Genomic DNA, 14,188 nt, shown 5'->3' with positions numbered 1-14,188 from the left:
CTCGTCACGGCCTGCGGGCGGCGTAGGCCTCCAGCGCCAGAAGCTGCGCCGGGTCCAGCGAGGGCGCCACCGCCGCGCGGGCCGCGGCGAGGTGCGCGGCGGTCACCTCCGTCGCCTCCAACGACTCGCGCATCGCGGTCAGCGCGGCCTCCCGCAGCACCGCCGCGCAGTCGGCCGCGGAGTAGCCCTCGAGCTCGGCACCGAGCGCGTCGAGATCGACGTCGGGCGCCAGCGGGGTGTGGGCCGCGGCGGCGCGCAGGATGTCGGCGCGCGCGGCGCCGTCCGGCGGGGGCACGTAGATCAGCCGCTCGAGCCGGCCGGGGCGCAGCAGCGCAGGGTCGATGAGCTCGGGCCGGTTCGTCGCGCCGACCACGACGACGTCGCGCAGCGGCTGCGCCCCGTCCAGCTCGGTGAGCAGCGCGGCGACCACCCGGTCCGCGACACCCGAGTCCGACGACTGCCCGCGGCGCGGTGCGAGGGCGTCGACCTCGTCGAGGAAGACGAGCGCCGGCGAGGCGTCGCCGGCGCGCCGGAAGAGTTCACGGACAGCCCGCTCCGACTCGCCCACGTACTTGTCGAGCAGCTCCGCTCCCTTCACCGCGAGCACGTTGAGCTGCCCGGTACCGGCCAGCGCGCGCAGCAGGAACGTCTTGCCGCAGCCGGGCGGACCGTAGACGAGCACCCCGCGCGGCGGGTCGACGCCGAGCCGCGCGAACGAGTCGGGATAGCGCAGCGGCCAGAGCACCGCCTCCGTGAGCGCCTGCTTGACCTCGACCATGTCGCCGACCTGGTCGAGGGTGATCCCGCCTGTCTGCAGGGTGGCCGACGACGACATGGAGATCGGCCGCACCGCGCCTACGGCGTCGAGCAGGTCCTGCTGGCCGACCCGGGGCGGCACCTCGACGGTGTCGGTGCCCGCGGAGGCCGCCGGGCGGGCCCCGTGGCGCAACGCCGCGGCGACGGCAGCCTCCCGGCGGACCGCGACGAGGTCCGCGGCGACGAACCCGGGCGTGCGCTCGGCGACCGCCCGGAGGTCGATGTCGTCGGCGGTCGGGACGTCGACCAGCAGCCTGCGCAGCAGCTCGGTACGCGCCCGCAGGTCCGGCAGCGGCAGGCCGAGCTCGCGGTCGGCAAGGTCGGGAGCCCGCAGGCGGGGGTCGACCGACTCGGGCGCCGAGGTGGTGGCCACCAGCGCGAGGTGCGGGGTCGCGACGGTGGCCCGCAGGACGTCGAGGACGAGGGTGGCCAGTGGGGGCGGGTCGGCGGCGGGCAGCAGGGCGTCGACGTCGGTGATCAGCAGGACGACGGGCGCGTCCGGACGCGCGGCGGTGCGGGCTTCCGCGAGCACGTCGTGCACGCGCGCGGAGGCGGCGGCCGGTTCGAGGGCGGCGGCCCCGGGAGCCGCGAGCTCGACGCAACGGGCGCCGACGGCGGCCGCGGCGCTGCGCACGAGGGTCGCCTTGCCCACGCCCTCGGGGCCGACGACGAGCACCCCGAGCCGGGCTGAGCCGCCGAGGCTGGTGAGCAGCTCGGGGCGGCGGAAGGTCAGCTCGAGCCATTCGACGAGGCGCCGGGCGACCTCGGTCTGGCCGACGAGCTCGTCGAGGTCGAGCGCGCGCTCGCCGGGCGCGGTGGCGTCGGCCGCCACGGTGCCGGGGGGCGTCGGGATTGCAGCATGGTGGCTTTGCTGCACTCCCACCGCAGCAAAGCCACCATGCTGCAGAGATCCACCGGCCGCTGCAGGGCCACTCAGCGCACCCACCGGGCTCGGCTGCCCGGAACCGGACCCGTCGGCCGCCGATCCCCACGCCCCGTCGCCCTGCCACCCGACCACCGTCGACGGCACCACCGCGACCGCACCGCCCGGATCCGTGCCGGCCACGGTCAGCAGCTCCGTGGTCCACGCCCCGCCCACCGCACCGGCCAGCCGCCGGCGTGCGGCCGCGACATCCAGTCCCGCGACGGGCTCGACGTCCTGTGGCAGGAGGGAGACCGCGTCGCCGCCCGTGACGACCTTGCCGAGCAGCGCGAGGCGCGCCGTCTCCGGCGTCAAGGCCGCCCGGGCCAGGCGGGACCCCGTGAGCAGGACGCGCCGGGCGGCCGCGACGCGGGCCGGTGCCACGACGACGGTCGCCCCGTCGGTGAGGCCGGCGTTGGAGAGCAGGACGTCGTCGACCGTCGCCTGACCCGGTGCGACACCGGGTGCGGCGGGCGCGGCGAGCGCGGTCGTGACGCGGGCGCCGGTCAGCGTCACCGCGTCCCACGACTGCAGGCCGAGCGCGTCGAGCACCTCGGGGTGCAGCCGGACCACGCCGCGGCGCGCGTCGGCGGCGGACGGGGTGACCCTGACGACGAGGGGAACGGTGGGGTCGAGCACCCGGTCACGCTATCCGTCGGCGCACGGGTCAGCGTCGGCGCAACCCCATCCGGCCGCGCCCGTGGCCACCCTGTGCCGTGCCGTTGACGGGCGGCCGAGGGGCCGGGCGGGGCGGGTCGTCCGGCCGGAAGACCGCGCGCGCCACGTTGCGCGCGCCGCCCGCGACCCGCCGCCGCAGCGGCGACCGCAGGCCCAGCCGCCGCGCCGAGCGCGCCGCACGTGCCACGGCCCGCCGCTCCCGGGTCGGCTTGTCCCACGCCTCGGGGTGCCGCTTAAGCCACTCGAAGCGGTAGATCGTGTACGGCAGGAGCAGCAGGTAGCCGACCGCCACCGCGCTCATCGCCAGGAAGGGCTCCGCGACGAGCAACGCGAACCCCAGCCCGACCAGCACGAGCGCGGGAGCGACGTAGCGCGGGGGGACCCGCGCGGTCTTCAGCGAGATGCTCGGCAACCTGCTGACCATCAGCATCGCCGCGAACAGCGCCCACAACCCGACCGTCATCGGCGCCGACCACCAGCCGTCGCCGAACTGCAACCACAGCAGCAGCGGCAGACCGCCGACCAGCGCGGCGGCCGGGGCGGGCACGCCGACGAAGAACTCCTTGGCGAACGGCCAGCGCTGCTCGGCGTCCATCAGCGTGTTGAACCGAGCCAGCCGCAGCGCCATGCACACCGCGAACACCAGCGCGACGACCCAGCCGAGCCGGTTGCCGTCGAGCCGCCAGATGTAGAACAGCAGCGCCGGGGAGACCCCGAACGCCACCAGGTCGGACAGCGAGTCGAGCTCGGCGCCGATCTTGCTGCTGGCGTCGAGCAGCCGGGCGAGCCCGCCGTCGAGGGCGTCGAACACCGCCGCGGCCGCGATCGCCGCGACGCACAGGTCGTACCGGCCCGCCAGGGCGAAGTTGACCGCCGAGAGCCCCGAGCACAGGGCGAGGACGGTGACGGCGTTGGGCAGCAGACGGACCCCGGCGCGGGAGGAGGGCACGGTGTCAGCCCGGGCCGGAGGCCGACGGGCCCTGGGGCGCGGCGCTGCCCGGAAGTTCGGGGATGCCCGGAAGTTCGGGGATGCCCGGAAGTTCGGCAAGCACCGTCTCACCGCCGATCGTGCGCTGCCCGACCTCGACGGTGACCGTCGACCCGGCCGGCAGGTAGGTGTCGACCCGGGAGCCGAATCGGATCAGGCCGTAGGTCTCCCCCGCGGCCACCTCGTCGCCGGGCGCGACGTCGCAGCGGATCCGACGGGCCAGCAGCCCGGCGATCTGCACCACGCCGACGCGGGCGCCGTCGACGGTCTCCAGCAGCAGGGCGTTGCGCTCGTTGTCCTCGCTCGCCTTGTCGAGGTCCGCCGACAGGAACCGGCCCTGCCGGTACTGCACGTCGACGACCCGGCCGTCGGCCGGGATGCGTTGGACGTGCACGTCGAGCACCGACAGGAAGACGCTGACGCGCGGCGCCGGCACGCGTGGCAGGTCCAGCTCGGGCGGGGGCACCACCTCGGAGACGAGCGCGACCGTGCCGTCCGCCGCCGACAGCACGACACCCGTCCGTGACGGCGGGACGCGGTGCGGGTTGCGGAAGAAGGCGGCGGTCGCGGCGGTGACCAGCCCACCAACCAGTGCGCCGCGGCCGGTGACGAGCCGGGCGAGGCCCGCGGCCGCGGCGACCGCGGCGACGATCGGCCGGCCGCCGGGGTGCATCGGCGGTACCGTCTCCCGGACCAGCGCCGCGACGTGCGCGAGCGACGTCGACGGGACGTGGCTGTCGGGCGCGGTCGCCGGGTGTCCGGAGGCGGGCAGGTCGGGCGCGGGGACGTCGCGGCTGACGGCGACGGGCGGGGGCATCGGTGGCTCCTCGTGGTTACCGACACGCTCAGAGCTGGGGCGGCCCGGCCGAGCCGCGCGTGCGGCGGCCTACGGTACGCCAGTGGCCTCCGGCGGCTGCGGGACCCGCCCCGGGGTCAGGGCCCGGAAACGCGAAGGGCCCGGAAACGCGAAGGGCCGGGGCCGCCATCCCCCGAGACAGCGACCCCGGCCAGGAACCGCTCGTCCGCTCCCCAGCGACGGGCGGTAGGTCCTTCGCGTGCGGGCCGGTTACCCGGCCTGCTCGACAAGTATCCCCGAGCCTGCGACGAATCGTCCAGGTCACCGGCAGAGGATCCCTGCGATGTGCCCGATCGGCCGAACGCACAGTGTTAGACGCTCGCCACACTCAGATCGTTGCAGAACTTGAGTGTGAGCTGTGTCACATCAGTCGTCGAGCAGCCACACCTCGACCGGCGCACCGGCCGCGAGCGTCGTGACCTCCTCGGGCACCACGAAGAAGCAGTCGGCCCGGGCCAGTGCCGCGAGCAGGTGCGACGGCGGCCCGCCGACCTCTCGGACGGTGCCCGCGACGGCGTCCAGAACCCCGCGGCGGAACTGCCTACGGCCGGGTGTCGAGGTCAGCGCCGTCGCCAACGCGGCGGTCACGCGGGGACGCTCCGGGTGGGGATGCCCCATGGCGACGCGCAGCAGCGGGCGGACGAAGACCTCGAACGACACCTGCGAGCTCACCGGGTTGCCGGGCAGCGCGACGACGCCGACGCCGTCAACCCGCCCCAGCCCCTGGGGCCCGCCCGGCTGCATCGCGACCTTGACGAACTCGACGCCCCGGTCGGCGAGGCTCTCCTTGACCACCTCGTAGGCGCCTGCGCTGATCCCACCCGAGGTCAGCAGGAGATCGACGGTTCCGGCCGTCAGACGCTCGTCGAGCACCCGGTGCAGGTGCGCGACGTCGTCGGGCACGAAGCGCAGCAGCTCGGCGACGCCCCCGGTGTCCTCCACCGCGGCGGCGAGCATGGGGCCGTTCGACTCGTAGATCTGTCCCGGCCGCAGCGGGGTCCCCGGGGCGACCAGTTCGGAGCCGGTGGAGAGCACCAGCACGGTCGGACGGCGGCGCACGGGCACCGTCGCCGCGCCGACGGCCGCGGCCACGCCGATCTGCGGCGCCCTCAGCACCGTGCCCGCGGACAGGACGACCGCTCCGGCCACGACGTCCTCGGCCGTCCGACGGATCGAGGTGCCCGCCGCGGACGCGCGGAACACGCGCACCCGGTCGTCGCCGCCGTCGGTGTACTCGACCTGCACGATCGCATCGGCCCCCGCAGGCAGCGGGGCGCCGGTCATGATCCGGTGGGCGGTCCCGGGCTCCAGCGCGGGGACGTCCGTGCGTCCGGCCGGGATGTCGGCGGCCACGGGAAGGATCACCGGGGCGTCGTCCGTCGCTCCCGCGACGTCCGCGGCGCGCACGGCGTAGCCGTCCATCGCGGAGTTGTCGAACGGCGGCAGCGCGACCCCCGCCAGGAGCGCCTCGCCCAGCACGCGGCCGCGTGCGCGATCCACCGGGACCCACTCGACGGGCAGCGGGCTCAGCAGCTCCGCCACGGCCGTGCGGTGGTCCTCGACGGACCGGACGGCACGCGCGGCAGGCGCGAACGGCGGGGTCGGCACCGGGCCATCCTGCCGGACCTCCTCGGGTAGCGTCGGACCCGTCCGACCGCAACACATGCATGGAGGTGCCGTGGCTCAGGGCACGGTCAAGTGGTTCAACGCGGAGAAGGGTTTCGGCTTCATCGCCACCGACGGCGGGGCCGACGTCTTCGTCCACTACAGCGCAATCCAGATGGACGGGTTCCGGAGCCTGGAGGAGGGCGACCGCGTGGAGTTCGAGACCACCGCAGGGCGCGACGGCCGCAGCCAGGCCGACGCCGTGCGGCGAATCTAGAAAGCTCCCGCACGGGGCCGGCTCCTCGAGCCGGCCCCGTCGCCGTTTCGGGCACCCCCTCGTTGCACTCGACCCCCTCGAGTGCTAAACAGGGCACTGGCACTCGGTACCGTCGAGTGCCAGATGTCGGGCCGGTGAGGCCGGCGCAGGGTTGCCGGCCGTCCGTCGCGGGCGCCGCCCGACAACACGACTTTTGTGTCATCCCAATCGGAGGACAACACCCCCATGGCGAAGATGATCGCTTTCGACGAGGAGGCGCGCCGCGGGCTCGAGCGCGGCATGAACACCCTCGCCGACGCCGTCAAGGTGACGCTCGGCCCGCGTGGCCGCAACGTCGTCCTGGAGAAGAAGTGGGGCGCGCCCACCATCACCAACGATGGTGTGTCGATCGCCAAGGAGATCGAGCTCGAGGACCCCTACGAGAAGATCGGGGCCGAGCTCGTCAAGGAAGTTGCCAAGAAGACCGACGACGTCGCGGGCGACGGCACCACCACCGCCACCGTGCTCGCTCAGGCGCTCGTCCGCGAGGGTCTGCGCAACGTGGCCGCGGGTGCGAACCCGATGGCCCTCAAGCGCGGCATCGAGAAGGCCGTCGAGGCCGTCTCGCAGCAGCTGCTCAAGACCGCCAAGGAGGTCGAGACCAAGGAGCAGATCGCTGCCACCGCCTCGATCTCCGCGGCCGACCCGGCCATCGGCGAGCTGATCGCCGAGGCGATGGACAAGGTCGGCAAGGAAGGCGTCATCACGGTCGAGGAGAGCAACACCTTCGGGCTGGAGCTGGAGCTCACCGAGGGCATGCGCTTCGACAAGGGCTACATCTCGCCCTACTTCGTGACCGACGCCGAGCGCATGGAGGCCGAGCTCGAGGACCCCTACATCCTCCTGGTCTCCTCCAAGATCGCCACCGTCAAGGACCTGCTCCCGCTGCTGGAGAAGGTCATGCAGGGCGGCAAGCCGCTCGCCGTGATCGCCGAGGACGTCGAGGGCGAGGCCCTGGCCACCCTGGTCGTCAACAAGATCCGCGGCACCTTCAAGTCCGTCGCGGTCAAGGCTCCGGGCTTCGGTGACCGTCGCGAGGCGATGCTGGCCGACATGGCCATCCTCACCGGCGGCGAGGTCATCTCCGAGAAGGTCGGCCTCAAGCTGGAGAACGCGGACCTGGCCCTGCTGGGCCGCGCCCGCAAGGTCGTCGTCACCAAGGACGAGACCACTATCGTCGACGGTGCGGGCGACGCCGACCAGATCGCCGGCCGGGTCTCCCAGATCCGCGCCGAGATCGACCGGACGGACTCCGACTACGACCGCGAGAAGCTGCAGGAGCGCCTGGCCAAGCTGGCCGGCGGTGTTGCGGTCATCAAGGCCGGTGCGGCGACCGAGGTCGAGCTCAAGGAGCGCAAGCACCGCATCGAGGACGCCGTTCGCAACGCGAAGGCGGCCGTCGAGGAGGGCATCGTCGCCGGTGGCGGCGTCGCCCTGCTGCAGGCCGGTGCCGGCCTGTTCGAGGGTCTCGGTCTGGACGGCGACGAGGCCACCGGCGCGAACATCGTCAAGGTCGCGCTGGAGGCCCCGCTCAAGCAGATCGCGGTCAACGCCGGCCTCGAGGGTGGCGTCGTGGCGGAGAAGGTCCGCAACCTCGCCGCGGGCGAGGGTCTGGACGCCGCCACGGGCGAGTACAAGGACCTGATCAAGGCCGGCATCATCGACCCGGCCAAGGTCACCCGCTCGGCGCTGCAGAACGCCGCGTCCATCGCGGCGCTGTTCCTCACCACCGAGGCGGTCATCGCCGACAAGCCGGAGAAGCACGCTGCTCCGGCCGGCGACCCGTCCGGCGGCATGGGCGGCATGGACTTCTGAGTCCATTCCGCAGCACGTCCTTTCCGCAGGGGCGGCACCCGGTCTCGGGTGCCGCCCCTGCGGCGTTTCACACGGCGAGGTTCAGCACCGTGAGCGTGCCGTCGTGCAGGTTGGTCACGTAGGCGCGACGGCCGTCCGGGAGCACCGCGACCGAGGTGGGCGCGTCGCCGGTCGGGACGGTCGCGGTGACGGTCATCGTCGCGGCGTCGATGACCGAGACCGTGTCCGCGTCGACGTTCGCCACATAGGCGAACCTCCCGTCGGGTGCCCAGGTGACGTCCTGCGGCCCGGCGCCCACCGGCACCGCGGCCACCACCCGCTCGGAGTCGGTATCGATCATCGACAGGGAGTCGGAGTCGTAGTTGACCCCTGCGACCAGGGGCCGGGTCGGGTGCACCGCCACGCTGTGCGGGCTGCGCTGGACCGGCACCTCCGCCACCACGGTGTCGGTCGCGGTGTCGATGACCGACACCAGGTTCGACTCGTGGTCGGCCGTGTACGCCTGCCGGCCGTCCGGGGAGAACTCCACCCAGTGCGGGTCGGGCGCCACCCTGATCTCGGCGGTCACCGCACGGGTCGCGGTGTCGACGACCGCGATCGTGCCGGAGTCGTGGTTGGGCACGTAGAGCCGCCGGCCGTCCGGAGAGACAGCGGCCAGGAACGGCCGGCTGCGCATCGGGATGGCCGTCACGATCGAGTTCGTCATGGTGTCCAGCACGCCGATCGCGGCGACCGTCCGTGCCTCGTTCCAGATGCTGACGTAGACCGTGCGCCCGTCCGGTGAGAACGCGAGGTACTGCGGCGGGCCGAGCCGCACGGGAATGGTCGCGGTCACCCGGTCGACCGCGGTGTCGACGACCGTGACCACGCCGGCGGCGCGGTTGGCGACGTAGGCCTGGCGACCCTGGGGAGCGACCACGACGAAGCCTGGGGTCGGGCCCACCGGGATGACGGCGCCGAGGAACGGGACCGGCACGCTCGTCGCGATCGACTCCACCGGGCCGGGTTCCGGGTCGGCCGCGGCAGCCGGGAGCAGCCCGGCCGCCACGATCGACGGTGCCGGCGGCGCCGGCGCCGCAGTGGCGGCCGACGTCGCCGCCGACGCGGCCCACACCAGGTAGCCGGCGTAGCCCGGGGTCGCGAGCGCGACGACGACGGCGGCGCCGACCAGTCCGATCTTCCGCCCGACCCTCGAACGGCGGCCCGGGTCCGGTCGGACCGCCCGCTGCACCGATAACGCCCGCACGGGCGACAACGGTCGCACCCGTCCGGCACGCGCTGCGGTCGGACGCGCAGGACGGCGGCGCCGGTGCAACGAGCTGCGCAGGTGGCCGGGGCGGACCCGCTTCCAGAGGTACAGCCGGATCGCCGCACCGAGAATCGCCCCGGCGATACCGCACATGATGTCGTTCATGGTGTCGGCGTTGTCGACCTGCCAGCTCAGTCCGAACGCGGCGTCCCCCGCGCACTCGGCCACCTCCCACACCGCCTCGGCGCCCATGCCGAAGAACACCATCGTGCAGAAGTACTCGACGGGGCCGTGCACCATCCGGCGGTAGATCAGGTCGTGGAGCAGCGAGGTCGCCGCTGCCGGCAGCAGCACGTGGGCCGTGGTGTCCAACGGCGACTGCGCGGCGAACACCCCCAGTGGGATCTGCGCGAAGAAGATCACGAGGGTGGAGACGAGCAGGTAGAGATGAAACGACGGGCGCAGGAATCTGCGCCCGTCTCGATCGCGCCTCATCAGACGGCAGGGCGGAAAAGGCGCAGCGCGCGCGGACGCACGATCGCCATCGGTGATTCGGGTGTCAGCGCAACACGTGTCACGGCGATTCCTCAGCTCGACGGCCCGGGTACCTCGCAACTGCTACCGAACGTGCACGAGCATGCGCGAAGAAGTTGCGGGTCTGACATCGAGCAGGCCCTACCCCCGGCTGGGGCCCTCCCCCGCTGAGGAGGGGGGAGAACCCTACTTTCACAATCCGCCGGTGATCGGGCTGTCCGTCGACCACTGAACGGGTCACCAGTCGGCCGCCGACCCGACCCACGCTCCGTTCGAACGCCGTCGCAGGAAGAGCGCGCTTCCGATCAGTACGCCGGGTGCTCGTCCTGCGGAGCGAGCGCCCAGGCGGCGGCGTAGACGATCGCCGCGGCACCGCCGGTGATCAGCGTGAGGGCGACGAGCAGCACCCGCAGGAGCGCGGCGTCGGCGCCGAGGCTCTCGGCCAGGCCGCCGCAGACGCCGCCGAGCATGCGGTCGGTCCGGCTGCGTCGGAGCGTGAAGCGCGGGGCCGCAGCGGGAGGCAGGGCGGCGCGCGGGGCGTCGATGGGGGCGGCCGCGCCGCTCGTGGCGGGGGTGGGGCCGGCGGGGGTGGTGCCGGCGGGGATGTCGGTGTACTGGTCCATGTCGTCGAGCCTGCCGCCGTGCACCGGCCGCGGCATCGGGACGTTCCCCGATCCCGACCCCGGAACCGCCCCCGGTCCACCTCAGGGCCCGGTCACGCGTAGAACGCCGCCACCGCCGCAGCCCGGGCCGCGACCCGGGCCCGCAGCGCCGCCGGGGCCAGCGCCTCGGCGGCGTCGCCGAGCATCCACACCACGCGCTCGGCGTGGTGGAGGTCGCCGAACGCGACCTCGACGCGCAGGTGGTCCGGGCCGTCGGGCCGCTCGCCGGTGATCTCGACACACGCGGCGGCGAGCTCAGGACGACGCGTGGTCCGCACCCGGACGGTCGCCGCAACCCGGGGCAGCACGGCCGTGAACGCGGCACGACGGCGGAGCCAGACCTCCTCCAGATCCACGTCCGGCCCGCGGTGCGCCGGTTCGTCCACCTCCTCCACCGCCTCCACCCGGGAGAGCCGGTAGGTGCGCTCCGCGCCGCCGCGGGTGGCCAGGAGGTACCAGCGGCCGCCGGCCTCGACGAGACCGACCGGGTCCACCGTGCGCCAGCGGGCCGGCTCGTCCCGCGCGGCGTACCGCAACCGCAGGCGCCGTCCCGCGAAGACAGCACGACGGACCGCCGCCAGATGAGCGTCCGCCTCCGGCTCGCTCAGCCACCCGGCCTGCCCGGCCAGCACCCGGTCGGCGGCGTCGACGGCCGTGCGACGGGCCGAGTCGGGCATCGCCGCGATGACCTTGCGTACGGCTGCTGCGAACGCGGGCCCGAGGCCCAGCGCCTCGGGGGTGGCCCGGGACTGCGCGGTGAGCAGCGCGAGTGCCTCGTCGTGGGTCAGGCCGGTGAGATCGGTGGTGAAGCCGGGCAGCAGGGCGAACCCGCCGTCACGACCGCGCTCCGCGTAGACGGGGACACCCGCTGCGGACAGCGCCTCGACGTCGCGCATCACGGTTCGCGACGAGACCTCCAGCTCGCGGGCCAGTTGCGTCGCCGTCATCCGGCCGCGGTGCCGGAGCAGCAGGACGAGGGACAAGAGGCGGTCGGCGCGCACCTCTTGAGAATGACAGGGATACCTGACAGAGGATGTCAGGTATGCACGGCAGAGTCGCGACCATGACCATGACCATGACCATGACCATGACCATGACCACGAACACCGACCCCCGCCCCCACTACCGCACCGCGTTGGCCTGGGCGCGAACCCTCGCCGACGGCGTTCCCGCCGACCGGCTCGCCGACCCGACCCCGTGTGCGGAGTGGGACGTCCGCGGCATGCTCGGCCACCTCGTCGCCACCGTCGACCGCGTCCGGGTGATCGGCGAGGGCGGCGACCCGCACACGACGCCGCGGGTCGTCGAGGGCGTCGCGGACGACGGCTGGACCGATGCGCTGGCCGCCGCCGAGGACAAGATGGCCGCGGTCTGGGCCGACGACGCCGTTCTCGACGAGCTCGTCACGGTCCCCTGGGGTCGTGTTCCCGGCCGGGCTGCGATGTGGGGGTACATCCGCGAGGCACTCGTCCACGGCTGGGACCTCGCCGTCGCCACCGGGCAGTCCCCGGAAGCCGATCCGGTCACCGCCGAGGCGGCACTGACGGAGACGAAGCGGGTGATGCCGGCCGAGCCCCGCGGAGGGCCCATCCCGTTCGCCGCACCAGTAGCCCCGCGACCGGGGGCCGGGCCCACCGAGCAGCTGGCCAATTGGTGCGGTCACGCCCGCGCATGAACGCTTCGGGCGCTGTCAGGATCAGGGGCGCTGCTCGTGCACGGGGTTCTCCACGGACGGACGCGACGGGGGAAACACCCGGACAGGCTCGTCCTCGGGCACCTGCCGGTCGCGCCGACGGACCGCACGCCCGAGGAGCACGCCGACGAACGCCGCGACAGCCACCCACACTGCCAACGCGACGACGATCCAGGCGATCCAACCCCACACGTCGGCACCCTCCGTCGGACCTCAACCCATCTTCGGCGATAGTCGACTTCGTAGCACTCCTGAGTACCCGGTATTGCGCTATTTACCCCACATCGGGTACGGCCGGGCCGAGCAGATCGTCGGCATCCACGATCCGATAAGCGTATCCCTGCTCGGCGAGAAAGCGTTGCCGGTGCGCAGCGTATTCGGTGTCGACGGTGTCGCGGGAGACGACGGAGTAGAACCACGCCTGCCGGCCGTCGCCCTTGGGCCGCAGCAGTCGACCCAGTCGCTGCGCCTCTTCCTGCCGTGACCCGAACGTCCCCGACACCTGCACGGCGATGCTCGCCTCGGGCAGGTCGATGGAGAAGTTCGCGACCTTGCTGACCACCAGGCGCGGCACCTCGCCGCGCCGGAACGCGTCGAACAGCCGCTCCCGCTCGCGGTTGCGCGTCGACCCCTGGATCACGGGGCAGTCGAGCGCCTCGCCCAGCTCCTCGAGCTGTTCGAGATAGGCGCCGATGACCAGCGCGGGCTCGCCCGGGTGCCGGTCCAGCACCGCCTTGACCACGTTCATCTTGGTCCGGGCCGTCGAGGCCACGCGGTAGCGCTCCTCGGCGTCCGCGACCGCGTAGCCCATCCGCTCCGCCTCGGTCAGCGTCACCCGGACCTCGACGCACTCCGCAGGCGCGATCCAGCCCTGCTGCTCGATGTCGCGCCACGGCGCGTCGTAGCGCTTGGGCCCGATCAACGAGAAGACGTCGCCCTCGCGGCCGTCCTCCCGCACCAGGGTCGCGGTGAGGCCCAGCCGCCTGCGCGACTGCAGGTCCGCGGTCATCCGGAAGACCGGAGCCGGGAGCAGGTGCACCTCGTCGTACACGATCAGGCCCCAGTCACGGGAGTCGAACAGGTCGAGATGCCGGTACTCGCCCTTCGACTTGCGCGTCATCACCTGATAGGTCGCGATCGTGACCGGCCGGATCTCCTTGCGTTCTCCGGAGTACTCGCCGATCTCGTCTTCGGTCAGGGTCGTCCGCGCGATCAGTTCGCGTTTCCACTGCCGTCCCGCGACGGTGTTCGTCACGAGGATCAGCGTGGTCGCCTTCGCCTTCGCCATGGCGGCCGCGCCGACGAGCGTCTTGCCCGCCCCACAGGGCAGCACGACGACGCCCGAGCCGCCGTCGAAGAAACCGTCGACGGCCTGGCGCTGGTAGTCGCGCAGCGTCCAGCCGTCCTCGCGCAGGTCGATGTCGTGCGCCTCGCCGTCGACGTAGCCCGCGAGGTCGTCGGCGGGCCAGCCGATCTTGAGCAGGGCCTGCTTGAGGTGGCCGCGCTCGGACGGGTGCACGATCACGGTGTCGTCGTCGATCCGCGCCCCGAGCATCGGGGCGATGCGCTTGTGCCGCAGCACCTCCGTGAGCACCGCCCGGTCCAGCGCGACGAGCACGAGGCCGTGCACCGGCGACTGGGCCAGCTGCAGGCGGCCGTAGCGGCCCATCGTGTCGACGACGTCGACCAGGAGCGGCTGCGGGACGGCGTAGCGCGAGAAGCGGACGAGCGCGTCGACGACCTGCTCCGCGTCGTGCCCGGCGGCGCGGGCGTTCCAGAGCGCGAGCGGGGTGACGCGATAGGTGTGGACGTGCTCGGGAGCACGCTCGAGCTCGGCGAACGGAGCGATCGCCGAGCGGGCCTCCGCAGCGGCCGGATGGTCGACCTCGAGCAGCAGGGTCTTGTCGGACTGGACGATCAGGGGCCCGTCGGGCACGACGCATTCCTTCCTACGGCCTCTTCACCGGCCGGGGTGTGCACGCCGCGGGGAGCGCTCCGTCGAAAGGGCTACACTCCAGCACCGAGAACGCACGCATGCCGCGTCGATCATACCG

General features: G+C 73.3%; 12 protein-coding genes. 3 read left to right on the top strand and 9 right to left on the bottom strand.

What is annotated here, in order from left to right:
- Window positions 1-4: 4 nt before the first annotated feature.
- The 4 genes from RM445_RS14945 to moeA form a co-directional block, all read right to left on the bottom strand.
- Entirely contained in the window at window positions 5-2,377 is a 2,373-nt protein-coding gene (locus RM445_RS14945; RefSeq protein WP_311556848.1) for an AAA family ATPase, read from the bottom strand.
- A 28-nt stretch (window positions 2,378-2,405) separates the two neighbouring features.
- A complete protein-coding gene (locus RM445_RS14940) occupies window positions 2,406-3,365 on the bottom strand; it encodes a CDP-alcohol phosphatidyltransferase family protein (protein WP_311556847.1) in 960 nt (319 codons plus the stop codon).
- A 4-nt stretch (window positions 3,366-3,369) separates the two neighbouring features.
- On the bottom strand, window positions 3,370-4,077 hold the full coding sequence (locus tag RM445_RS14935; protein ID WP_397469311.1) for a phosphatidylserine decarboxylase: 708 nt from the start codon (window positions 4,075-4,077) through the stop codon (window positions 3,370-3,372).
- Window positions 4,078-4,626: 549 nt separating this feature from the next.
- Entirely contained in the window at window positions 4,627-5,868 is a 1,242-nt protein-coding gene (gene moeA, locus RM445_RS14930; protein ID WP_311556845.1) for a molybdopterin molybdotransferase MoeA, read from the bottom strand.
- Between the two features lie 70 nt (window positions 5,869-5,938).
- On the opposite strand from moeA, the gene RM445_RS14925 reads away from it, so the two are divergent.
- Together RM445_RS14925 and groL are read left to right on the top strand one after the other, a co-directional pair.
- Window positions 5,939-6,142, top strand: coding sequence for a cold-shock protein (locus RM445_RS14925; RefSeq protein ID WP_311556844.1), 204 nt, complete (start codon window positions 5,939-5,941; stop codon window positions 6,140-6,142).
- Between the two features lie 225 nt (window positions 6,143-6,367).
- A complete protein-coding gene (gene groL, locus RM445_RS14920; protein ID WP_311556843.1) occupies window positions 6,368-7,996 on the top strand; it encodes a chaperonin GroEL in 1,629 nt (542 codons plus the stop codon).
- Window positions 7,997-8,063: 67 nt separating this feature from the next.
- Here the strand turns inward: groL and RM445_RS14915 are convergent, their stop codons facing one another.
- From RM445_RS14915 to RM445_RS14905, 3 genes are all read right to left on the bottom strand, one after another.
- Window positions 8,064-9,740: a YncE family protein gene (locus RM445_RS14915; RefSeq protein ID WP_311556842.1), complete on the bottom strand. Its 1,677-nt coding sequence runs from the start codon at window positions 9,738-9,740 to the stop codon at window positions 8,064-8,066.
- 344 nt (window positions 9,741-10,084) lie between these two features.
- The gene (locus RM445_RS14910) at window positions 10,085-10,438 is read right to left on the bottom strand and encodes a PspC domain-containing protein (RefSeq protein WP_311556841.1); all 354 of its coding nucleotides are present in this window, start codon (window positions 10,436-10,438) and stop codon (window positions 10,085-10,087) included.
- A gap of 56 nt (window positions 10,439-10,494) precedes the next feature.
- Complete coding sequence (locus RM445_RS14905) at window positions 10,495-11,442, bottom strand: helix-turn-helix transcriptional regulator (RefSeq protein WP_311556840.1); 948 nt, start codon at window positions 11,440-11,442, stop codon at window positions 10,495-10,497.
- A 62-nt stretch (window positions 11,443-11,504) separates the two neighbouring features.
- Between RM445_RS14905 and RM445_RS14900 the strand changes: the two genes are divergently transcribed.
- A complete protein-coding gene (locus tag RM445_RS14900; RefSeq protein WP_311556839.1) occupies window positions 11,505-12,116 on the top strand; it encodes a TIGR03086 family metal-binding protein in 612 nt (203 codons plus the stop codon).
- 21 nt (window positions 12,117-12,137) lie between these two features.
- Here RM445_RS14900 and RM445_RS14895 read toward each other — a convergent pair whose 3' ends face one another.
- A complete protein-coding gene (locus RM445_RS14895; RefSeq protein ID WP_311556838.1) occupies window positions 12,138-12,326 on the bottom strand; it encodes a hypothetical protein in 189 nt (62 codons plus the stop codon).
- 82 nt (window positions 12,327-12,408) lie between these two features.
- On the bottom strand, window positions 12,409-14,070 hold the full coding sequence (locus RM445_RS14890) for a DNA repair helicase XPB (protein ID WP_311556837.1): 1,662 nt from the start codon (window positions 14,068-14,070) through the stop codon (window positions 12,409-12,411).
- Window positions 14,071-14,188: the final 118 nt, after the last annotated feature.

The sequence above is a fragment of the Pseudonocardia charpentierae genome (assembly GCF_031845345.1).
Taxonomy (GTDB): Bacteria; Actinomycetota; Actinomycetes; order Mycobacteriales; family Pseudonocardiaceae; genus Pseudonocardia; species Pseudonocardia charpentierae.
This window is presented reverse-complemented; position numbering and strand designations above follow the sequence as displayed.

What these genes read in the sequence shown, in the direction of transcription:
- RM445_RS14910 (WP_311556841.1), bottom strand. Translation starts at nt 10,438, where the DNA reads ATGCCGCGGCCGGTGCACGGCGGCAGGCTCGACGACATGGACCAGTAC.
- groL (WP_311556843.1), top strand. Translation starts at nt 6,368, where the DNA reads ATGGCGAAGATGATCGCTTTCGACGAGGAGGCGCGCCGCGGGCTCGAG.
- RM445_RS14915 (WP_311556842.1), bottom strand. Translation starts at nt 9,740, where the DNA reads ATGAGGCGCGATCGAGACGGGCGCAGATTCCTGCGCCCGTCGTTTCAT.
- RM445_RS14935 (WP_397469311.1), bottom strand. Translation starts at nt 4,077, where the DNA reads ATGCACCCCGGCGGCCGGCCGATCGTCGCCGCGGTCGCCGCGGCCGCG.
- RM445_RS14900 (WP_311556839.1), top strand. Translation starts at nt 11,505, where the DNA reads ATGACCATGACCATGACCATGACCATGACCATGACCACGAACACCGAC.